At 52.7% G+C, this 20,160-nt stretch carries 27 protein-coding genes; 16 read left to right on the top strand and 11 right to left on the bottom strand.

Annotated elements, in window-relative coordinates; translation table 11 throughout:
* Window positions 1-14 precede the first annotated feature (14 nt).
* The 3 genes from CRO19_RS06410 to CRO19_RS06420 are packed head-to-tail and all read left to right on the top strand — an operon-like array spanning window position 15 to window position 2,041.
* Window positions 15-869 carry an isochorismatase family protein gene (locus CRO19_RS06410; RefSeq protein ID WP_097095102.1) on the top strand — a complete coding sequence of 285 codons (855 nt, stop codon included), beginning with the start codon at window positions 15-17 and terminating at the stop codon, window positions 867-869.
* Window positions 866-1,621 carry a 2,3-dihydro-2,3-dihydroxybenzoate dehydrogenase gene (gene dhbA / locus CRO19_RS06415; protein WP_097095103.1) on the top strand — a complete coding sequence of 252 codons (756 nt, stop codon included), beginning with the start codon at window positions 866-868 and terminating at the stop codon, window positions 1,619-1,621. The genes CRO19_RS06410 and dhbA overlap by 4 nt, the downstream gene beginning before the upstream one ends.
* 3 nt (window positions 1,622-1,624) lie before the next feature.
* Window positions 1,625-2,041 (top strand): hotdog fold thioesterase, encoded by a 417-nt coding sequence (locus CRO19_RS06420; RefSeq protein ID WP_097095104.1) that lies wholly within the window; start codon window positions 1,625-1,627, stop codon window positions 2,039-2,041.
* Between the two features lie 174 nt (window positions 2,042-2,215).
* On the opposite strand, the gene cgtA is transcribed toward CRO19_RS06420, so the two are convergent.
* From cgtA to rplU, 3 genes are all read right to left on the bottom strand, one after another.
* Window positions 2,216-3,391 (bottom strand): Obg family GTPase CgtA, encoded by a 1,176-nt coding sequence (gene cgtA / locus CRO19_RS06425; protein WP_007886648.1) that lies wholly within the window; start codon window positions 3,389-3,391, stop codon window positions 2,216-2,218.
* Window positions 3,392-3,638: 247 nt separating this feature from the next.
* A complete protein-coding gene (gene rpmA / locus CRO19_RS06430; RefSeq protein WP_007886647.1) occupies window positions 3,639-3,896 on the bottom strand; it encodes a 50S ribosomal protein L27 in 258 nt (85 codons plus the stop codon).
* Window positions 3,897-3,911: 15 nt separating this feature from the next.
* Window positions 3,912-4,223: a 50S ribosomal protein L21 gene (rplU, locus tag CRO19_RS06435; RefSeq protein WP_007886644.1), complete on the bottom strand. Its 312-nt coding sequence runs from the start codon at window positions 4,221-4,223 to the stop codon at window positions 3,912-3,914.
* A gap of 252 nt (window positions 4,224-4,475) precedes the next feature.
* Between rplU and ispB the strand changes: the two genes are divergently transcribed.
* Together ispB and CRO19_RS06445 are read left to right on the top strand one after the other, a co-directional pair.
* A complete protein-coding gene (gene ispB, locus CRO19_RS06440) occupies window positions 4,476-5,447 on the top strand; it encodes an octaprenyl diphosphate synthase (protein WP_097095105.1) in 972 nt (323 codons plus the stop codon).
* Between the two features lie 230 nt (window positions 5,448-5,677).
* The gene (locus tag CRO19_RS06445) at window positions 5,678-5,959 is read left to right on the top strand and encodes a helix-turn-helix domain-containing protein (protein WP_097095106.1); all 282 of its coding nucleotides are present in this window, start codon (window positions 5,678-5,680) and stop codon (window positions 5,957-5,959) included.
* A gap of 68 nt (window positions 5,960-6,027) precedes the next feature.
* Here CRO19_RS06445 and murA read toward each other — a convergent pair whose 3' ends face one another.
* The 7 genes from murA to mlaF all read right to left on the bottom strand — a co-directional run bounded on the left by murA (window position 6,028) and on the right by mlaF (window position 10,804).
* A complete protein-coding gene (gene murA / locus CRO19_RS06450; protein WP_097095107.1) occupies window positions 6,028-7,287 on the bottom strand; it encodes a UDP-N-acetylglucosamine 1-carboxyvinyltransferase in 1,260 nt (419 codons plus the stop codon).
* 46 nt (window positions 7,288-7,333) lie between these two features.
* Entirely contained in the window at window positions 7,334-7,591 is a 258-nt protein-coding gene (ibaG, locus tag CRO19_RS06455; RefSeq protein ID WP_008104351.1) for a BolA family iron metabolism protein IbaG, read from the bottom strand.
* A 114-nt stretch (window positions 7,592-7,705) separates the two neighbouring features.
* Window positions 7,706-8,011 carry a lipid asymmetry maintenance protein MlaB gene (gene mlaB / locus CRO19_RS06460; protein WP_097095108.1) on the bottom strand — a complete coding sequence of 102 codons (306 nt, stop codon included), beginning with the start codon at window positions 8,009-8,011 and terminating at the stop codon, window positions 7,706-7,708.
* Window positions 8,011-8,643 (bottom strand): phospholipid-binding protein MlaC, encoded by a 633-nt coding sequence (gene mlaC / locus CRO19_RS06465; protein ID WP_097095109.1) that lies wholly within the window; start codon window positions 8,641-8,643, stop codon window positions 8,011-8,013. The genes mlaB and mlaC overlap by 1 nt, the downstream gene beginning before the upstream one ends.
* A 17-nt stretch (window positions 8,644-8,660) precedes the next feature.
* Entirely contained in the window at window positions 8,661-9,197 is a 537-nt protein-coding gene (mlaD, locus tag CRO19_RS06470) for an outer membrane lipid asymmetry maintenance protein MlaD (protein WP_097095110.1), read from the bottom strand.
* Window positions 9,198-9,201: 4 nt separating this feature from the next.
* Entirely contained in the window at window positions 9,202-9,984 is a 783-nt protein-coding gene (mlaE, locus tag CRO19_RS06475; protein WP_007886633.1) for a lipid asymmetry maintenance ABC transporter permease subunit MlaE, read from the bottom strand.
* Window positions 9,985-9,988: 4 nt separating this feature from the next.
* Window positions 9,989-10,804: a phospholipid ABC transporter ATP-binding protein MlaF gene (mlaF, locus tag CRO19_RS06480; RefSeq protein WP_007886632.1), complete on the bottom strand. Its 816-nt coding sequence runs from the start codon at window positions 10,802-10,804 to the stop codon at window positions 9,989-9,991.
* A gap of 226 nt (window positions 10,805-11,030) precedes the next feature.
* Here mlaF and CRO19_RS06485 point away from each other — a divergent pair, with 226 nt between their 5' ends.
* The 11 genes from CRO19_RS06485 to npr all read left to right on the top strand — a co-directional run bounded on the left by CRO19_RS06485 (window position 11,031) and on the right by npr (window position 19,032).
* On the top strand, window positions 11,031-12,014 hold the full coding sequence (locus tag CRO19_RS06485) for a calcium/sodium antiporter (protein WP_097095111.1): 984 nt from the start codon (window positions 11,031-11,033) through the stop codon (window positions 12,012-12,014).
* Window positions 12,015-12,027: 13 nt separating this feature from the next.
* Window positions 12,028-13,008 carry an arabinose-5-phosphate isomerase KdsD gene (gene kdsD, locus CRO19_RS06490; protein WP_097095112.1) on the top strand — a complete coding sequence of 327 codons (981 nt, stop codon included), beginning with the start codon at window positions 12,028-12,030 and terminating at the stop codon, window positions 13,006-13,008.
* A 13-nt stretch (window positions 13,009-13,021) separates the two neighbouring features.
* Window positions 13,022-13,588, top strand: coding sequence for a 3-deoxy-manno-octulosonate-8-phosphatase KdsC (kdsC, locus tag CRO19_RS06495; RefSeq protein WP_097095113.1), 567 nt, complete (start codon window positions 13,022-13,024; stop codon window positions 13,586-13,588).
* Entirely contained in the window at window positions 13,585-14,163 is a 579-nt protein-coding gene (gene lptC / locus CRO19_RS06500) for an LPS export ABC transporter periplasmic protein LptC (RefSeq protein WP_097095114.1), read from the top strand. Before kdsC ends, lptC begins: the two co-directional genes overlap by 4 nt.
* Complete coding sequence (lptA, locus tag CRO19_RS06505) at window positions 14,132-14,686, top strand: lipopolysaccharide ABC transporter substrate-binding protein LptA (RefSeq protein ID WP_097095115.1); 555 nt, start codon at window positions 14,132-14,134, stop codon at window positions 14,684-14,686. The genes lptC and lptA overlap by 32 nt, the downstream gene beginning before the upstream one ends.
* Before the next feature lie 5 nt (window positions 14,687-14,691).
* The gene (lptB, locus tag CRO19_RS06510; protein WP_007886624.1) at window positions 14,692-15,417 is read left to right on the top strand and encodes an LPS export ABC transporter ATP-binding protein; all 726 of its coding nucleotides are present in this window, start codon (window positions 14,692-14,694) and stop codon (window positions 15,415-15,417) included.
* Window positions 15,418-15,465: 48 nt separating this feature from the next.
* Window positions 15,466-16,905: an RNA polymerase factor sigma-54 gene (rpoN, locus tag CRO19_RS06515; RefSeq protein ID WP_097095116.1), complete on the top strand. Its 1,440-nt coding sequence runs from the start codon at window positions 15,466-15,468 to the stop codon at window positions 16,903-16,905.
* 21 nt (window positions 16,906-16,926) lie between these two features.
* Window positions 16,927-17,214: a ribosome hibernation promoting factor gene (gene hpf, locus CRO19_RS06520; protein ID WP_097095117.1), complete on the top strand. Its 288-nt coding sequence runs from the start codon at window positions 16,927-16,929 to the stop codon at window positions 17,212-17,214.
* A 159-nt stretch (window positions 17,215-17,373) separates the two neighbouring features.
* A complete protein-coding gene (gene ptsN / locus CRO19_RS06525; protein WP_175501705.1) occupies window positions 17,374-17,856 on the top strand; it encodes a PTS IIA-like nitrogen regulatory protein PtsN in 483 nt (160 codons plus the stop codon).
* Between the two features lie 52 nt (window positions 17,857-17,908).
* The gene (rapZ, locus tag CRO19_RS06530; RefSeq protein WP_097095118.1) at window positions 17,909-18,763 is read left to right on the top strand and encodes an RNase adapter RapZ; all 855 of its coding nucleotides are present in this window, start codon (window positions 17,909-17,911) and stop codon (window positions 18,761-18,763) included.
* Complete coding sequence (npr, locus tag CRO19_RS06535) at window positions 18,760-19,032, top strand: PTS phosphocarrier protein NPr (RefSeq protein WP_008104379.1); 273 nt, start codon at window positions 18,760-18,762, stop codon at window positions 19,030-19,032. The genes rapZ and npr overlap by 4 nt, the downstream gene beginning before the upstream one ends.
* A 4-nt stretch (window positions 19,033-19,036) precedes the next feature.
* Here npr and mtgA read toward each other — a convergent pair whose 3' ends face one another.
* Window positions 19,037-19,759, bottom strand: coding sequence for a monofunctional biosynthetic peptidoglycan transglycosylase (gene mtgA, locus CRO19_RS06540; protein WP_097095119.1), 723 nt, complete (start codon window positions 19,757-19,759; stop codon window positions 19,037-19,039).
* Window positions 19,760-20,160 lie beyond the last annotated feature (401 nt).

The following is a 20,160-nucleotide window of genomic DNA, read 5'->3' on the forward strand; positions in this document are numbered from 1 at the left end:
TTCCGGAGATTGTAATGGCTATTCCAAAACTGAATTCTTACGCATTACCAGCGGCAACTGAGCTGCCAACCAACAAGGTGAAATGGGCCGTGGAACCGCAGCGTGCCGCGCTGCTGATTCATGATATGCAGGCGTATTTCCTCAATTTCTGGGGTGAAGACAGCCCGCTGGTGAATCAGGTGGTGGAAAACATCGCGCGCCTGCGCGCCTACTGCAAGGCGCAGGGCATTCCGGTGTTTTATACCGCGCAGCCGAATGCGCAGAGCGACGCCGATCGCGCGCTGCTTAACGACATGTGGGGACCGGGCCTGAACAAGCATCCGGATCAGCAAAAGATCGTTGCTGCACTGGCGCCGGATCAGGACGATCAGGTTTTGACCAAATGGCGCTATAGCGCGTTTGTGCGCTCACCGCTCGAATCAACCTTGCAGGAAATGGGCCGCGATCAGCTGATCATCACCGGCGTTTACGCACATATTGGCTGCCTGACAACCGCGACAGACGCCTTTATGCGCAACATCCAGCCGTTTATGGTGGCCGATGCGCTGGCTGACTTCACACGTGAAGAGCACATGATGGCGCTGACTTACACCGCTGGTCGCAGCGGGAAAGTGGTGATGACCGCCGATCTGATGCCGCTACCGCTGAGTAAAGATGATCTGCGGGCGCTGATTTTGCCGCTGCTGGAAGATGACGATGTGCCAGCAGATGACGAGAGCCTGATCGATTACGGTCTGGATTCGGTGCGCGTGATGGCGCTGGCGGCGCGCTGGCGTCAGGTGCATAGCGATATTGATTTTGTCAGCCTGGCAAAAAATCCGACCATTGATGGCTGGTGGGCGCTGTTATCACGGGTGCCAGCCAAATGAATACTTTTGATTTCAGTGGAAAAATCGTCTGGGTCACCGGCGCGGGAAAAGGGATTGGTTATCACACGGCGCTCAGCTTCCATCAGGCAGGCGCGCAGGTGATCGGCTTCGATCTGCGTTTCGATCAGGCCGACTATCCGTTTGCAACCCAAGTATTGGACGTGGCCAACGCCGCCGAGGTGAAAACGGTTTGTCAGCGTTTACTGGCGGATCAGCCGCGCTTAGATGTGTTGGTTAACGGTGCCGGAATTTTGCGCATTGGCGCAACCGATGAACTGTCGTTCGAGGACTGGCAGGCTTGTTTGGCGGTTAACGCCGGTGGCGCTTTCAATATGTTCCAGCAAACCCTGCCGGTGTTTCGCCAGCAGCGCACGGGCGCGATTGTCACCATCGCGTCCAATGCCGCACACGCTCCGCGCCTCGGCATGTCCGCTTATGGTGCATCCAAGGCGGCGCTACGCAGCCTGTGCCTGACCGTTGGTTTAGAGATGGCGCCATTCGGCGTGCGCTGTAATATCGTCTCGCCGGGATCGACCGATACCGATATGCAACGCAGCCTATGGCATACGCCTGAAGCAGAACAGGAGATGATCAATGGTTTCCCTGATCAGTATAAGCTGGGGATCCCGCTGCGTAAGATCGCCAAGCCGCAGGAGATCGTGGCAAACGTGATGTTCCTCGCTTCGGATCTTGCCAGCCACGTGGTACTGCAGGATATTGTGGTCGACGGTGGCGCAACGCTGGGATCCTAACAGATGGCAATGTGGAAACGATCGATTGATCTTGAGACGCTGAATAAGCTGGGTGAAAACTCGCTGGTGGCACATGTCGGTATTGTGTTTACCGTCATTGGTGAAGATCATCTGGAAGCCACCATGCCGGTGGATGTCCGCACGCAGCAGCCGTTTGGCCTGCTGCACGGCGGCGCCTCGGTGGTGCTGGCGGAGTCGATGGGATCGATCGCCGGTTATCTCAGCATCGAAGAAGGTAAAAGCGTGGTGGGGATTGAGGTGAGTGCCAGCCACCATCGCGCGGTGAGCAGCGGTGAAGTGCGCGGGATCTGCCGCCCGCTGCACCTTGGTGCGCGCAATCAGAGCTGGCAGATTGAGATCCGCAATGCTCGCGATCAGCTGTGCTGCACGTCGCGTTTAACGGTAGCGGTGCTGGGTTAGGTCCTCTGCGGCCCGATGCCCTCACCCCGGCCCTCTCCCACTGGGAGAGGGAGACGCTGCGTCATGTAAGTAATGATTCAAAGTTTGCTCTATCGATTCCCTCGCCCGCTTGCGGGAGAGGGTTAGGGTGAGGGCAAAAAAAAAGCGGCCATCTGGCCGCTTTCTCTTGTGCGATTAACGCTGGTAAATGATTTCGACGCCTTCGTCGTCTTCTTCGTCCCAGTCATCATCCCAATCGTCGTCTTCTTCAACTTCCTGCGCAGTTTCCATGGCTTCACGGTGATAGTCATCCCACATGAAGGCCACTTTCTCCGGCTGTTTCTCTTCCAGCTCGGCTTCTTTAGGATTGTCGATGATAAAGCTCATCACATCCCAGCACAGGTCAGTCACGCCATCGCGGCTTGCGGCAGAGATCAGGTAGTATTTATCTTCCCAACCCAACGCTTCTGCAATCGCCTTAGCACGGCTTTCCGCTTCTTCGCGGCTCAGCAGGTCAGTTTTGTTGAACACTAACCAGCGTGGTTTCTGGAACAGCTTATCGCTGTATTTTTCCAGTTCGCCAAGAATGATACGGGCGTTTTCAACCGGATCAGATTCGTCGATTGGTGCAATGTCGATGAGGTGTAACAGAACGCGACAGCGCTCAAGGTGTTTCAGGAAGCGAATACCCAGACCCGCGCCATCCGCTGCCCCTTCAATCAGGCCAGGAATATCTGCCACGACAAAGCTCTTTTCGCTGTCCATACGGACCACGCCAAGGCTTGGTACCAGAGTGGTAAACGGATAATCCGCCACTTTGGGTTTTGCTGCGGAGACAGAGCGAATAAAGGTCGATTTACCGGCATTTGGCAGACCCAGCATACCGACATCAGCCAGCAGCATCAGCTCCAGCTGCAGGTCACGCTTCTCGCCCGGCGTACCCATCGTTTTCTGACGTGGAGAACGGTTAACCGATGATTTAAAGCGGGTGTTACCCAGTCCATGCCAGCCGCCCTTCGCCACCATCAGCTTCTGCTCATGGCGCGTCATGTCGCCCAGCGTTTCGCCCGTACCCTGGTCAATTACGCGGGTACCGACTGGCACTTTAACAATAATGTCTTTACCACGTTTACCGGTGCAATCACGGCTCTGGCCATTCTGGCCACGTTCGGCACGGAAAGACTTTTCAAAGCGATAATCGATCAGGGTGTTGAGGTTTTCATCCGCCAACAGATACACGTCGCCGCCGTCGCCGCCGTCGCCGCCATCCGGGCCGCCTCTTGGAATATATTTTTCACGGCGGAAGCTTACGCAACCGTTGCCGCCATCACCCGCGACCGCAAGGATCGTCGCTTCATCTACAAACTTCATTTTATTTCTCCGTCACGCTGTCGTTTACGGCAGCTTGCAGGCCGCAAACGGGTCCGCCAGGGTCTTCTGCGCTGACCGACGGCGGATAATACAAGATTGGCAAAGCCAAGAGTACATAAATTGTACAACAACTGTGCTAAAGCGTAACTGTTATCCAGCAAGCTTCAGCAGAATGTAAAAAGCCCCGCAAAGCTGCGGGGCCTTTCATTCGTGTATTCAGACGGTAGACGTCTGCAGCACGACAACCTTACTCAGCAACGATGCTGATATATTTACGGTTGTTCGGGCCTTTAATCTCGAATTTAACTTTGCCGTCTGCGGTGGCAAACAGGGTGTGGTCACGACCACAACCTACGTTGCTACCTGCGTGGAATTTGGTGCCACGCTGACGAACGATGATGCTACCTGCCAGAACAGATTCACCACCGAAACGCTTAACACCCAGACGTTTTGCGTTGGAGTCGCGACCGTTACGGGTCGAGCCACCAGCCTTCTTATGTGCCATTTGTCAGATCTCCTCTTACGCGCCGATCACAGTGATTTTCACATCTGTGAACCACTGACGGTGACCAGCCTGCTTACGGTAGTGTTTACGACGACGAAACTTAACGATTTTAATTTTCTCGCCACGACCGTGAGCAACAACTTCTGCCTTGATCACACCGCCTGAAACCAGTGGCGCGCCGATTTTCACGTCTTCGCCATTTGCGATCATCAGAACCTGGTCAAACTCAATGGTTTCACCGGTTGCGATGTCCAGCTTTTCCAGGCGAACGGTCTGACCTTCGCTTACTCGGTGTTGTTTACCACCACTTTGGAAAACCGCGTACATATAAAACTCCGCTTCTGCGCGTGCCTTTCTATTCATCAGGCGGCGCGATAAATATTCACAATAGGGCGCGAATTCTACGCAATACTCCAGCAGAAGACAAGAGCACTTTGCACTCTCTTGCAGAAAAAAAGCGCAAGGCGAATGCAAACGTTTCGCAACCCGATTTTTCAAGTACAATCAGTAACAGATTACCTGAACTCACGCTGTGTAAAGCGCTTACCATGCAAAAAACGAGTAAAGCTGAAAAGACGAATGAACTTAGAACAGATTAATGAATTAACCGCGCAGGACATGGCGGCCGTCAACCAGACCATCCTCGAGCAGCTGAATTCAGAAGTCTCACTGATTAACCAGTTAGGCTATTACATCATCAGCGGCGGGGGAAAACGCATCCGTCCGATGATCGCCGTGCTTTCAGCACGCGCGCTGAATTATCAAGGATCGTTGCACATCACCAATGCGGCGCTGATCGAATTTATCCATACGGCGACGCTGCTGCACGATGATGTGGTGGATGAATCCGATATGCGCCGTGGCAAAGCCACCGCCAACGCTGCGTTTGGTAATGCGGCCAGCGTGTTAGTGGGTGATTTTATCTATACGCGTTCATTCCAGATGATGACCAGCATGGGATCGTTAAAGATCCTCGCGCTGATGTCAGAAGCGGTGAATGTGATCGCCGAAGGTGAAGTGCTGCAGCTCATGAACTGCAACGACCCGGATATCACAGAAGAGAGCTACATGCGGGTGATTTACAGTAAAACCGCACGTCTGTTTGAAGCGGCTTCGCAGGCCTCTGCCATTTTGGCCGACGCCACGCCGGCGCAGGAAAAAGCGTTGCAGGATTATGGCCGCTATCTGGGAACCGCTTTCCAGTTAATTGATGATTTATTGGATTACAGCGCAGATGGCGAAACGCTGGGTAAAAATACCGGTGACGATCTCAGCGAAGGTAAGCCAACGCTGCCACTGCTGCACGCGATGCACAACGGCACGCCTGAGCAGGCTCAGATGATTCGTAAAGCCATTGAAGAGGGCAACGGTCGTCACCTGCTGGAGCCTGTACTGGCGGCAATGCAACAAACCGGTTCGCTGGAATGGACGCGTAAACGTGCCGAGGACGAGGCGGATAAAGCTATCGCCGCGCTACAGGTGTTACCAGAAAGCCCGTGGCGCAGTGCGCTTGAAGCGTTGGCGCACATGTCAGTGCAGCGCGACTTCTGATTTTCAACAGGGCCAGCTCAGGCCCTGCTTCTTTTCTCCCTCCTCTGTTACATCCTTTGCATTGCTTTTGCGTAAAGCAACGCAGTTTCTGCGCGTCGGACAAACAATTACTGGAAATTTATAGGAAACATTTGCTATAAAACGCTGGTTTTTCCAGATAACTCTGCGATGAGGGGAATCATTGGACAGCAGAGAGATGAAGTCACAACACGGACAAGGAGAGAAAAGTTATGTATGCAAGGAAAGAGGATTGGCATCCGGCAGACATCATCGCTGCACTGCGTAAGAAAGGCACGTCACTGGCGGCATTATCACGTGAATCAGGTTTAAGCTCATCAACCCTGGCGAATGCACTGTCGCGTCCCTGGCCCAAAGGGGAGTGGCTAATTGCCAACGCGATCAAAGTTCATCCCTCAGAGATCTGGCCGAGCCGCTATTTTGATCCTGTCACCTGCCGGCTGCTTGATCGCAAGAAACGCATCCGATCGCCAAAGGATCGTAAAAAGATCTGACCGTGGCGCAGATGAAAAAAAACCAGTCGCGCGATCGTGACTGGTTTTTTAAACGCCATGAGCAAAAATTATTCGCCGCTTACGCGCTCGATATTGGCACCCATTGCTTTCAGTTTATCTTCGATATGCTCATAACCACGATCGATGTGATAAATGCGATCAACGAAAGTGGTGCCTTCAGCAATACAACCCGCCAGCACTAAACTGGCCGAGGCTCGTAAATCGGTGGCCATTACCTGTGCACCCGACAGCGTTTCAACACCGTGACAAATCGCCGTATTACTCTCGATTTCCGCGTGCGCACCCATACGAATCAGCTCAGGGATATGCATAAAGCGATTTTCAAAGATCGTTTCGGTAATCACACCGGTTCCTTCCGCCACCAGGTTGAGCAGCGTGAACTGCGCCTGCATATCGGTTGGGAAGCCTGGGTGCGGCGCCGTGCGGATGTTAACCGCTTTAGGACGCTTGCCATGCATATCAAGGCTAATCCAATCTTCGCCCACTTCAATATCGGCACCGGCATCACGCAGCTTGGCCAGGACGGCATCCAGCGTATCCGGTTTGGTATTGTGGCAGATCACCTTACCGCGTGAAATCGCAGCCGCCACCAGGAAGGTGCCGGTTTCGATGCGGTCGGGAAGCACACGATAAACGCCGCCACCCAGGCGTTCAACGCCTTCAATGGTGATTTTATCGGAGCCCGCACCGCTAATTTTCGCGCCCAAGGTGTTGAGGAAGTTTGCCGTATCGACAATCTCCGGCTCACGGGCTGCGTTTTCTATGATGGTGGTGCCGGTCGCCAGCGTCGCAGCGCTCATAATGGTGACGGTTGCGCCTACGCTCACTTTATCCATCACGATATGTGCGCCTTTCAGACGACCGTTAACAGAAGCTTTAACGTAGCCCTCTTCCAGCTTAATCTCCGCACCCAGCTGTTCAAGACCAGTAATGTGCAAATCAACTGGGCGCGCACCGATAGCGCAACCGCCTGGCAGGGACACCTGGCCCTGACCAAAGCGCGCTACCAGCGGACCGAGCGCCCAGATAGAGGCACGCATGGTTTTCACCAAATCGTATGGCGCACTGAAAACATTAACTTCGCGAGCATCAACGTGGACCGAACCATTACGCTCAACGCGCGCTCCCAGCAGATTCAGCAGCTTCATGGTGGTATCGATATCACGCAGCTTCGGCACGTTCTGAATCTCTACCGGCTCTTCCGCCAGCAGAGCAGCAAACAGAATTGGCAACGCAGCATTCTTCGCCCCGGAAATGGTCACTTCACCACTTAAACGGGTGGGGCCTTGCACACGAAATTTGTCCATTAACACGGCTCTCAATTATCTATCAATAAAACAACCGGCGGGATGCTTAAAAACCGTTGAGTTTACGGTCGCGCGCCCACTCGGCGGGGGTATAAGTTTTGATGGAAACCGCATGAATGCGGTTATCCGCAATATATTCCATCAGCGGCGCGTACACAGCCTGCTGCTTCTTCACGCGACTCAGTTCGCCGAACATTTCGCCCACCGCGATGACCTGAAAGTGACTGCCATCGTTGCTAAGTACGTGTACTTCTTCTAATGCCAGCGCCTGCATCAGCACGGCCTGAACTTCACTATTTTCCATCGCTCGTTACTTCACTTAATAATAATAAGGCAGACATCTTAGAGGAAAGCGCCTGACTCTTAAATACGCAAAAGCCCCTGAAAAAATCAGGGGCTTAGCATCGACATCCGGCAATCAGGCGATTTTTTCCGCAGAAACAATAATCTGCTGCAGGTTATACAGCGTAATTAATGAATGGAGTTTATCGGAGATCCCGGTAAAAAGCGGTACGTTGCCCTGTGCCCGCACAATTTCACGCAGATGCACCAGCAGCGCCAAGCCAGCTGAGTCAACCCTTTCCAGCCCAGCAACATCAATGGTGGTGATATCCGCGACCGCAGTGTCACGCTCCTGCCACAACGTCAGCAACGTATCACGATCTAATTTGCCGCTTAAGGCCAAGGTGCTGGCAGTGCGCTGCCAGCGTAACGGTTCACTCATTATTGCTTTTTATCCAGGGTGATAGGCTGTGCTGCATAGGTTTTCAGCTGAGCAGTCAGGCCATCAATGCCTTTGGTACGCAGCAGATCGCCCCACTCATTCTGTTTAGTGGTAATCATGCTGATACCTTCAGCGATCATGTCATATGCCTGCCAGTTACCGGTTTGGCTATTCTTGCGCCATTGGAAATCAAGGCGCACCGGCGGACGGCCGTTCGGATCGATAATCGTGACGCGTATCGCGACGATATTCGCATCGCCAATCGGCTGCTCTGGTTGGATTTGGTAAGTTTGACCGTTATACAGCGCCAGCGCCTGACCATAAGCCTGCGCCAGATAATCACCAAAAGCAGCGAAGTAAGCTTCGCGCTGTGCAGGTGTCGCGTCACGGTAGTAGCGTCCCAGTACTAACGCACCGGCATATTTCACCTGAACGTATGGCATCAGTTCCTGGCGAACCACTTCACGCAGATAATTCGGATCTTGCTTAATCTTTGGCTGTTCGTTCTTCAGGCGCGTAAAGGTCTTAGCTGCCGCTTCGTTCATCAACTTATAGGGATTGCTTTGGTCCGCTGCAGTAGCAGCCAGCGGTACGATTGCCAACATGGCAATCATCAGTAAACGTTTAAACATCATGTTTTACCTCTTGGTTATTCCGTTGTTGCCGGCGCTGCCGGTGCGCTCTCGGCACCCTGGGATTTATCGTCAGGTTTGTTATCGCCACTCTTATAGAGGAATTGCCCGATAAGATCTTCCAGTACCAGTGCCGACTTGGTATCGCGGATGGTGCCGCCATCTTTCAGCATTGACGAGCCCAGTTCAGGATCGTCAAAGCCTAAATTGAGTGCCAGGAACTGCTCGCCGAGCAGGCCTTGGGTGCGAATCGCTAATGAGCTGGTATCCGGAATTTTATTCGCATATTTGTCGCTGATATCCATGGTGATGCGCGGCGAAAGCGTTTTCTCATCCAGCGAGATGTCGGCGACACGGCCTATTAGCACGCCGCCAATTTTCACCGGTGAACTGACTTTTAGTCCGCCGATATTATCGAAGGTGGCGTACATCTTCCACGTGGGCTCCGAGCCGATTGTTTTGAGATCGGCAACGCGCAGGCCAAGAAATAATAGCGCTAGCAGCGCAGCCAGCATGAAGACGCCTACCCAGATTTCGTTTTTCTTGCTTTGCATTGCATCAATTCCCAAACATCAGTGCTGTCAGCACAAAATCCAAACCGAGTACCGCCAGTGAAGCATGCACCACGGTACGCGTCGTCGCCCGACTAATCCCTTCCGAAGTCGGAATGGCATCATAGCCATTAAATAACGCAATCCAGGTTACCGTAACGGCAAAGACCGCGCTTTTAATCATGCAGTTGACGACATCCGTACGAAAATCAACCGCATTCTGCATCGCTGACCAGAAGAAACCAGGGTCGATACCTTTCCAGCTCACGCCAACCAACGCACCACCAGCAATCCCCACCGCAGTGAAGATCAGCGCCAGCAGCGGCATACTGATAAAACCGGCCCAGAAACGGGGGGAAACCACGCGACGCAGCGGATCGACGGCCATCATCTCCATACTGGAGAGCTGTTCCGTCGCTTTCATCAATCCGATTTCTGCTGTCAATGCCGAGCCTGCACGTCCGGCAAACAGCAACGCCGTCACCACCGGCCCCAGCTCGCGCAGTAGCGAAAGCGCCACCAGCATACCGAGGCTGGTTTCTGCATTGTACGTGGTGAGCACCAGATAACCCTGCAGGCCCAACACCATGCCAATAAACAGGCCTGATACGACGATGATCAGCAAAGATAACACGCCCACGCTGTACAGCTGCTTAACCAGCAGCGGCGCGTGTCGACGAAACGCGGGTTTACCCACCAGCGCATGAAATAACATTAAGCCTGCACGGCCAAAAGCGGCACAGGTATTAATTCCCTGACGTCCAAATGACGCCAGCGCCTGTAACAACATCAGTTTATGTTCTCCCTGAGCGAGTCAAGTCGCTGAGGTAATCTCCAGCGGCAAAGCGGAAAGGCACTGGGCCATCCGCATGACCCTCAATAAACTGGCGCACACGCGGATCGGGATTTTCCCGCAGCTCCGGCGCACTACCCTGAGCAATAATTTTTTGTCCGGCAACAATATAGGCATGATCGGCAATGCTCAAGACCTCTGGCACGTCGTGTGAAACCACAATGCAGGTTAGACCCAACGCATGATTAAGCTCATCAATCAATTTCACTAACACACCCATGGTAATGGGGTCCTGCCCGACGAAGGGCTCATCAAACATGATTAGCTCCGGCTCCAGCGCGATGGCGCGAGCCAGGGCGGCGCGGCGCGCCATACCACCAGACAACTCGGCTGGCATCAGTTTAGCTGCCCCACGTAAGCCAACGGCTTCCAGCTTCATTAAAACCGTACTGTGCAGTAATTCAGGAGGTAATCGCGTATGTTCACGCAGGGGCCATGCGACGTTTTCATAAACGTTAAGATCGGTAAAAAGCGCCCCCGATTGAAACAGCATGCTCATTTTTTTACGCGCTTCGTATAATTTCGTGCGCGAGAGCGTCGGGATGTTCTGATCGCGGAACCAAATCTCCCCTTTATCAGGCTGTAACTGCCCACCAATCAAACGCAACAGTGTGGTTTTACCAATACCGGACGGCCCCATGATTGCGGTAACTTTTCCGGCGGGCACCGTTAACGAGATATCGTCGAAGATCGTACGATCTCCGCGCGTGAAACTGACGCCACGAACCTCAACCAGATTCGTTTGCTGCTGGATCATCTTTACCTCTTTATGCGGATCGGGCGTTATCAAAGCTGTCGATGGTAGCCTGGTAGCCTCTAATGCACGATAGTTTTACAGAAACTTACCCACTTGGTGTGGCGAAAACGGCCTTAAAATTTACTTTTGCCTCTCAGACAGTCAAAATCAGCGCCTGCTTACGCGTGCAGCATGCTTTTACCTGTCGGACAAGGTTTGCCGGCCCCCCATCCATCAAGGATTTTTAATGTTCGTAGCCTCTGCCTTGCTGTTTATCGGATTGATTTTACTGGTTTACGGTGCCGACCGTCTGGTGTTTAGCGCCGCGATCCTGTGTCGATCCTTTGGCATCCCACCGCTAATCATTGGCATGACGGTGGTGAGCATTGGTACATCCTTACCGGAATTAATTGTCTCGTTCTCAGCAGCACAGCATGGACAGATGGATTTAGCCGTGGGAACCGCTCTCGGTTCTAACATTACGAATATTCTATTAATTCTTGGCGGCGCAGCGCTACTCCACCCCCTGACAGTACACTCCAATCTCATTCGGCGCGAACTGCCATTACTGCTGCTTGTCTCACTGCTCAGCGGCATCATGCTGTTTGATAATTATTTGAGCAGGCTTGATGGTGTGGCGTTGCTGCTCATCGCGCTGGGTTATCTGCTGGTGGTGATCCGCATTGCCCGCCGTGCCGAACGTGACAATAATGACACCCTAACCCGCGAACAGCTGGCCGAGCTGCCGCGCGATGAAGCGGGTAATACCGTGGCTTTTCTGTGGCTGGCCGTCGCGCTGATTATTTTACCGATGTCGACGCGTATGGTGATCGACAACGCGACGGTTTTTGCCGACTACTTCGGTGTGAGCGAACTGGTGATGGGTTTGACGCTGATTGCCGTCGGCACCAGCTTGCCTGAACTGGCAACGGTGGTAGCAGGCGCACTAAAAGGTGAAGATGATATTGCCATTGGTAATCTTATCGGAGCCAATATTTTTAACCTGGCGATTGTGCTCGGCCTGCCCGCACTGATTCATCCCGGCAGTATAGATACACACGCCTTTGCGCGTGATTATTGGGTAATGCTGGCCGTTAGCGTGCTGTTCGCCCTGCTCTGTCTGCTGCGTAAGCGGCGGATTGGCCGTATTGCAGGCACTCTATTATTAGGTGGATTTATCGCGTGGGTTCTGTGGCTATGGCTCAGCCCCATGGTTATCACAAGCTATTAAGGACGGACTGACCATGTCACAACAGCAACCGGATTTCGATTTTCAGCAGGCAGGTAAAGCGGTGCTGCGCATCGAACGTGAAGGGCTGGAGCAGCTTGATCAATACATCAATGACGATTTCAGTCGCGCCTGCGCAATGATATTTGCCTGTCGCGGCAAAGTGGTCGTGATGGGCATGGGCAAATCGGGACACATTGGTAAAAAAATGGCCGCGACCTTTGCCAGTACCGGTACGCCATCATTCTTTGTGCACCCCGGAGAAGCCAGCCACGGCGATCTCGGTATGGTAAGCACCAATGACGTGGTCATCGCCATTTCCAATAGCGGCGAGTCAGGTGAAATCCTTGCGCTGATTCCGGTGCTAAAGCGCCAAAAAGTCCAGCTGATTTGTATCACGGGCCGCCCGGAAAGCGCGATGAGCCGCGCAGCTGATGTGCACCTGTGTGTGAACGTGCCGCAGGAAGCCTGTCCGCTGGGCTTGGCACCGACCACCAGCACCACCGCCACCTTAGTCATGGGCGATGCGCTTGCCGTCGCTCTGCTGGAAGCGCGTGGATTTACGCAGGAAGATTTTGCGCTGTCGCATCCCGGTGGCGCGTTGGGGCGTAAACTGCTGTTGCACGTCAGCGATATCATGCACAGCGGCGATGAAATCCCGCACGTCAGTCGTGACGCGTCAATGCGTGATGCATTACTGGAAATTACGCGTAAGAATCTCGGCTTGACGGTCATCGTCGATGATCTGATGAAAATTGAAGGCATCTTCACCGATGGGGACTTACGTCGCGTGTTTGATATGGGCATCAATTTCCAGACGGCCCGCATCCAGGATGTGATGACCAGCGGCGGCATTCGCGTGCGTCCAAATATGCTGGCGGTTGACGCACTTAATCTGATGCAAAACAAAAACATTACCGCCCTGCTGGTCGCCGATGACGATCGCCTGCTCGGTGTGGTACATATGCATGACATGCTACGCGCTGGCGTAGTCTGAACAGGAAATACTCATGAGTACTGAAACGGCGATGGTCGAGACTTGCTACGGTCCAGTGAGCGCAGCGGTGATGGCACGTGCCGCGCAGATTCGCCTGCTGATTTGTGATGTCGACGGCGTGATGTCCGATGGCGTGATTTATATGGGGAACAGCGGTGAAGAGCTAAAAGCTTTTAACGTACGCGATGGCTATGGCGTGCGTTGCCTGCTGACCTCCGGCGTCGAAGTGGCTATTATTACCGGCCGCAAAGCAAAACTGCTGGAAGATCGCTGTAAAACGCTCGGCATTACGCATCTTTACCAGGGACAATCGGATAAGCTTTTGGCCTGGCGTGAACTCCTGGATAAACTGTCGTTATCTGCCGAACAGGTGGCGTACATCGGTGACGATCTGATCGACTGGCCAGTAATGGCGCAGGCAGGTTTGAGCGTTGCCGTGGCGGATGCCCACCCGATTTTGCTGCCGCGCGCGCATTATGTTACCCGCATTGCCGGTGGCCGCGGCGCAGTACGTGAGTTGTGCGATCTGATTTTGATTGCGCAGAACAAATTTGAGGATGCCATAGGGCAATCAATATGAGTAAGAGCAGGCGTTGGATGACGCTGATTCTGGCCCTGATCGCGTTGGTGCTGATCGGCTGGAATCTCACCAACCAGGATGACAACAAAACGCCGGTGGCGACGAACAATCAAGAGCCAACGTATACCAGCGAAAAATCCAATACTGTGGTGTATAACCCCACGGGCGCACTGGGTTATAAGCTGGTGTCAGATAAAGTGACCTACTTTTCAGCCGATGAGGTAAGTTGGTTCGATAATCCGGTGATGACCACCTATGACGAAAACAAAGTGCCGACGTGGTCAGCGCGTGCTGACAAGGCAAAGCTGACTAAAGATCGTATGCTTTACCTTTACGGCAATGTCGTCGTCAATACGTTGACCCAGGATTCACAGCTTGAGCGCATTCTTACCGATAACGCTCAGGTAAATTTGGTCACCCAGGACGTGACGTCTGACGATAAAGTCACCCTTTTTGGCCGCAGTTTTAATTCCACTGGCATGAAAATGCGCGGCAATTTACGGACGAAAAATGCTGAGCTGCTTGAAAAGGTCAAAACTTCCTATGAAATCCAAAATGAACCAAAACAGCCTTAAGTTATTGCTGGTGAGTGCCCTGCTGGCAACGAGTTTGCCCGCCTTGGCGCTGACCGGCGACTCAGACAAGCCCGTTAATATTGACTCCGTTAATCAGGCGCTGGACCTGCAAGGCAACGTCGCGACCTTTACCGGCAACGTGATTGTTACCCAGGGTTCGATCAAGATTACCGCCGATAAAGTCGTGGTCACACGTCCTGGCGGCGACAGCAAGAAAACCATCGTTGATGCCTATGGTAATCCTGCCACCTTTTACCAAATGCAGGACAGCGGCAAGCCGGTTCAGGGCCATGCCAGTAAACTGCACTACGAATTGGCGAACGACTTTGTTGAGCTGACGGGCAATGCCTTTATTCAGCAGCAGGACAGCAATATTAAAGGCGATCGTATCACTTACCTGGTGAAAGAGCAGAAAATGCAGGCATTTAGCCAGGGTGAAAGTAAGCGTGTGACCACCGTTCTGGTACCGTCGCAGCTGCAGGATAAAAACGGCTCGTCCGCGAGCCCTAAAAAGAGTAATTGATTGCTATGGCCACACTGATCGCTGAAAACCTGGCGAAAGCCTACAAAGGCCGCCGCGTGGTGGAAGATGTTAGTCTGCAGGTAAAATCCGGCGAGATTGTCGGCCTGCTGGGCCCAAATGGTGCCGGTAAAACCACCACGTTTTACATGGTGGTTGGCATTGTGCCGCGCGATGCCGGCCGCATCGTGATTGATGATGAAGACATCAGCATTTTGCCGCTGCATGCACGTGCACGCCGCGGCATCGGCTATTTACCTCAGGAAGCCTCGATTTTCCGCCGCTTGAGCGTGTACGACAACCTGATGGCGGTGCTGCAGATTCGCGATGATCTGACCGAAGAGCAGCGCCAGGATCGTGCTAACGAACTGATGGAAGAGTTCCACATCGCGCATCTGCGTGACAGCATGGGCCAGGCGTTATCGGGCGGTGAGCGCCGTCGTGTGGAGATTGCGCGCGCGCTGGCGGCTAATCCGAAGTTTATCCTGCTGGATGAGCCTTTTGCCGGCGTTGACCCCATCTCCGTTATCGATATCAAGAAAATCATTGAGCATTTGCGTGACAGCGGCCTTGGCGTGCTGATTACCGACCACAACGTGCGTGAAACCCTCGCGGTGTGTGAACGCGCTTATATTGTTAGCCAGGGGCATTTGATTGCCCATGGCACACCTGATGAAATTCTTGTAGATGAGCAGGTTAAGCGTGTTTATTTGGGCGAAGAGTTCAGACTCTGATAAGGTGTCGTAACACCCTACGTTTGCTTAGGAAATTCTAACCGAATTATGAAGCAAGGTTTGCAACTCAGGCTCAGCCAACAGCTGGCGATGACACCACAGTTGCAGCAAGCTATCCGCTTGCTGCAACTCTCTACGCTTGAACTCCAGCAAGAACTCCAACTGGCGCTGGAAAGCAATCCGCTGCTTGAACAAACCGATCTGCATGAAGAAGTCGATGCGCGCGAATTTCAGGATCAGGAAAGTGATTCACTAGATACGCGTGAAGCACTTGAACAGAAAGATATGCCCGAAGAGTTGCCGCTCGATGCCACCTGGGACGAAATCTACACCGCGGGAACCCCTTCAGGCACAGGTACCGACTACCAGGACGATGAGCTGCCGATCTATCAAGGCGAAACCACCCAATCGCTGCAGGATTATCTGATGTGGCAGGTTGAGTTAACGCCTTTTAGCGATACGGACCGCGCGATTGCCACCTCGATTGTCGATGCCATTGACGATACCGGTTATCTCACCGTCACTATACAAGACATTTATGACAGTATTGGTGATGAAGAGTTGACACTGGAAGAAGTCGAAGCCGTGCTTAAGCGCGTGCAACGTTTCGATCCCGTTGGCGTAGGTGCGCGCGACTTACGTGATTGTCTGTTAGTACAGCTCTCTCAATATTCGTCCGAAACACCTATGCTGGCGGAAGCCCGTTTGATTGTCAGCGAGCATCTCGATCTGTTGGCTAACCATGATTTCCGCAGTCTGATGCGCGTGACGCGTCTCAAAGAAGAGATACTGAAAGACGCGATGCTGCTGATTCAGTCGCTCGATCCGCGTCCGGGTCAATCGATCAACACCAGCGAACCAGAATATGTTATTCCTGATGTTCTGGTGCGCAAAATCAGCAAGCGCTGGACAGTTGAACTCAACTCAGACAGCATGCCGCGCCTGAAAATCAACCAGCAGTATGCTGCGATGGGCGGTGCCGGACGTAACGAAAGCGATAATCAGTTTATCCGCAGTAATTTGCAGGAAGCCAAATGGCTGATTAAGAGCCTCGAGAGCCGTAACGATACGCTGCTCAAAGTGACACGCTGTATCGTTGAGCAACAGCAGGCATTTTTTGAGCAGGGCGAGGAGTATATGCGCCCGATGGTGCTGGCAGATATCGCCCAGGCCGTTGATATGCACGAGTCCACCATTTCACGCGTGACCACGCAGAAATACTTGCACAGTCCGCGCGGCATCTTTGAGTTGAAATATTTTTTCTCCAGCCACGTCAACACCGAGGGCGGCGGCGAAGCCTCCTCCACGGCGATTCGCGCACTGGTGAAAAAATTGATCTCCGCGGAAAATCCCGCAAAACCCTTGAGCGACAGCAAACTGACCTCCATGTTATCTGAACAGGGCATCATGGTAGCGCGACGTACGGTTGCTAAATATCGCGAGTCTTTATCTATACCGCCATCAAACCAGCGCAAACAATTGGTTTGACCGAACGAAGAAGGAAGACCTATGCAGCTAAACCTGACCGGACTTAACGTTGAGATTACCGAACCTCTGCGTGAATTTGTAAATACCAAATTTGCCAAACTGGAACACTATTTTGATCATATCAATCAGGTTTATATTGTTCTAAAAGTAGAGAAGGTGACGCAGGTTGCGGACGCAACACTGCACGTCAACGGCGGAGAGCTGCACGCCACATCGGAAGCGGAAGACATGTACGCGGCCATCGACGGGTTAATCGATAAGCTTTCCCGTCAGTTGACCAAACATAAAGACAAACTGAAAAAACACTAACCTTCACGCTTGCAGAGTGCTGACTGATTCGGCACTTAGAGCAAAATGGGGCGGGTTTAACCGTCCCGTTTTGTCATCTGCGCAAGCGCCAACGGGCGAACCGCAATGCAGTTAATTGCCTGATCCCCGCGGCTATGTGAACTCGCAAGTGAAACGATGATGAACAACGATCTGACACTGGAATTGAGCTCGGTCCTTTCACTGGACTGTACCCGTAGCGGCGTACACTGCCAGAGTAAAAAACGCGCGCTGGAAATTATCAGCGAGCTAGCAGCGAAGCAGCTCAATCTGCCGCACCAGACGCTTTTCGAAGCAATCCTGACCCGCGAACGCATGGGCAGCACCGGCATTGGCAACGGCATTGCTATCCCACACGGCAAGTTGGAAGAAGATACATTGCGCGCCGTAGGGGTGTTTATCAGCCTTGATCAGCCCATCGCTTTCGATGCGGTTGATAACCAGCCGGTTGACCTGCTGTTTGCCCTTCTGGTACCCGCGGACCAGTGTAAAACCCACTTGCACACGCTTTCGCTTGTTGCTAAACGCCTGGCGGACAAAACGGTCTGCCGCCGTTTACGTGCAGCACAGAGCGATGAAGAGCTCTACGCCATTATCACAGAAGCTCAGGAAGCACACTCTTAAGCGTAAAACACTTTTACCGGCCAGTTCGCCGGTTTAAAACGGGAGAAATGTGATGGTGCTGATGATCGTTAGCGGTCGGTCAGGCTCAGGAAAATCGGTTGCGCTCCGTGCTCTTGAAGACATGGGCTTTTACTGTGTCGATAACCTTCCGGTTGTGCTATTGCCGGAGCTGGCGAATACCTTAACCGAACGCAACATCTCTGCTGCGGTCAGCATTGACGTGCGTAATATGCCTGAATCGCCGGAAGTGTTTGAAGCCGCGCTCAACAATCTGCCCGACTCTTTCTCGCCGCAGTTGCTGTTTCTCGATGCCGATCGCAACACATTGATCCGTCGTTATAGCGATACGCGTCGCCTGCATCCGCTTTCCAGCAAAAATTTGTCGCTGGAGAGCGCCATCGATGAAGAGAACGATCTGCTGGAACCCTTGCGTTCACGCGCCGATCTGATTATCGATACGTCTGAGATGTCGGTTCATGAGCTGGCGGAGATGCTGCGTACCCGTCTGCTGGGTAAACGCGAGCGTGAATTAACCATGGTGTTTGAGTCATTTGGCTTCAAACACGGTATTCCGATCGATGCAGATTATGTGTTCGATGTGCGTTTTCTGCCGAACCCGCATTGGGATCCTAAGTTGCGTCCGATGACGGGCCTTGATCGGCCAGTAGCGGCATTCCTCGATCGTCATACTGAAGTGCATAACTTTATCTATCAAACGCGTAGCTATCTGGAATTGTGGCTGCCGATGCTGGAAACCAATAACCGCAGCTATCTTACTGTTGCCATCGGCTGCACCGGCGGCAAGCACCGTTCAGTGTATATTGCTGAACAACTGGCGGATTATTTCCGATCGCGCGGTAAAAATGTGCAGTCTCGCCATCGCACTTTGGAAAAACGCAAATCATGACCGTGAAACAAACCGTTGAGATTCGAAATAAGCTGGGCATGCATGCGCGTCCAGCGATGAAGCTGTTTGAGCTGGTACAAAGCTTTGATGCTGAAGTGCTGTTGCGCAATGAATCAGGTACCGAAGCCGAAGCTAGCAGCGTCATTGCGCTGCTCATGCTCGACTCGGCGAAAGGCGGTCATATCGAAATTGAAGCCAGCGGCCCGCAGGAAGAACAGGCGCTGGCGGCGGTTATCGAACTGTTTGAAGCGGGCTTTGACGAAGACTAAGCTTTTAGTGCAGTTTGTAGCGATTGAGAAAACCCTCGCCGCCCAGCTGCCGCATCTGGCGCATAATCCACTGCTGACGCTGACGCGTGTAGCCAGAAGGCGCATCGGCACGGAAGCGAATCGGATTAGGTAGCACTGCCGCCAGCAGCGCCGCCTCTGACATTGTGAGGCGACTAGCGGGCTTATTAAAGTAGCGCTGCGACGCTTCCTCCACCCCGAATACCCCGTTACCAAATTCTGCAATATTCAGATATACCGTCAGGATGCGGCGCTTCGTCCACACGGTTTCAATTCCCACCGTCAATCCCGCTTCCAGCCCTTTGCGCATCCAACTCCGCCCATCCCACAAGAAGAGATTTTTTGCCGTTTGCTGGGATAAGGTTGAGGCACCGCGCATGCGCTCATTACCCTCGTTATCCAGTACTGATTGAATGGCATCAACATCAAAACCCCAATGCTCAGGAAATTTTTGATCTTCTGATGCGATCACCGCCAGGGCCATCCAGGGAGAAATCTCGTCCATGCTGACCCAGTCTGAGTGCGCCACATAATCAAAATGCCCGGTAAACCAGGCGCCGATTTGTCGCTCTACCATCACTGCAGAAAACGGCACAGGTAAGAACGCAAACAGCAGAATGCCCGCTAACCACATACCCAACCAGGCCAGCAGAACTTTAGCAATCAGTACCTTAATACGTTTTCCCAGCTTCCCTTTACTCTTGCTCATGCAATTTTCTCTTACCTGTTCCCTGTATTAATTAATCACTCAAGTCACGATATCAAACAGCAATGTCTCAACGCTAAATTTTAACCCTATACCCGTTGAGTAACGAGGTTAATTAACGTTCAGCATGCACAATGCTTCTGTATTAGAGCCAAATACATCAAGCACTTCCAGTAAAAAAGGAATCGGTTCCATAAACAGAAATCGATCCAATGCAGTCTCACTGGATACTTAACTGAATGTGATGTCGATCACGCAAAACCTTTCGTAATGCTTAACTATAACTTTTAGTAGTCTTCGAAGATGCTCATTGATATGCAAGACCATTCTTAAAATCATGGCGGAATTCGCCCTGTCATCCATCGATTAGCACGTGGAAGAGGTAAAGCGATTTACCGCACAAA

Origin of the sequence: Candidatus Pantoea floridensis (assembly GCF_900215435.1) — a bacterium.
Taxonomy (GTDB): Bacteria; Pseudomonadota; Gammaproteobacteria; order Enterobacterales; family Enterobacteriaceae; genus Pantoea; species Pantoea floridensis.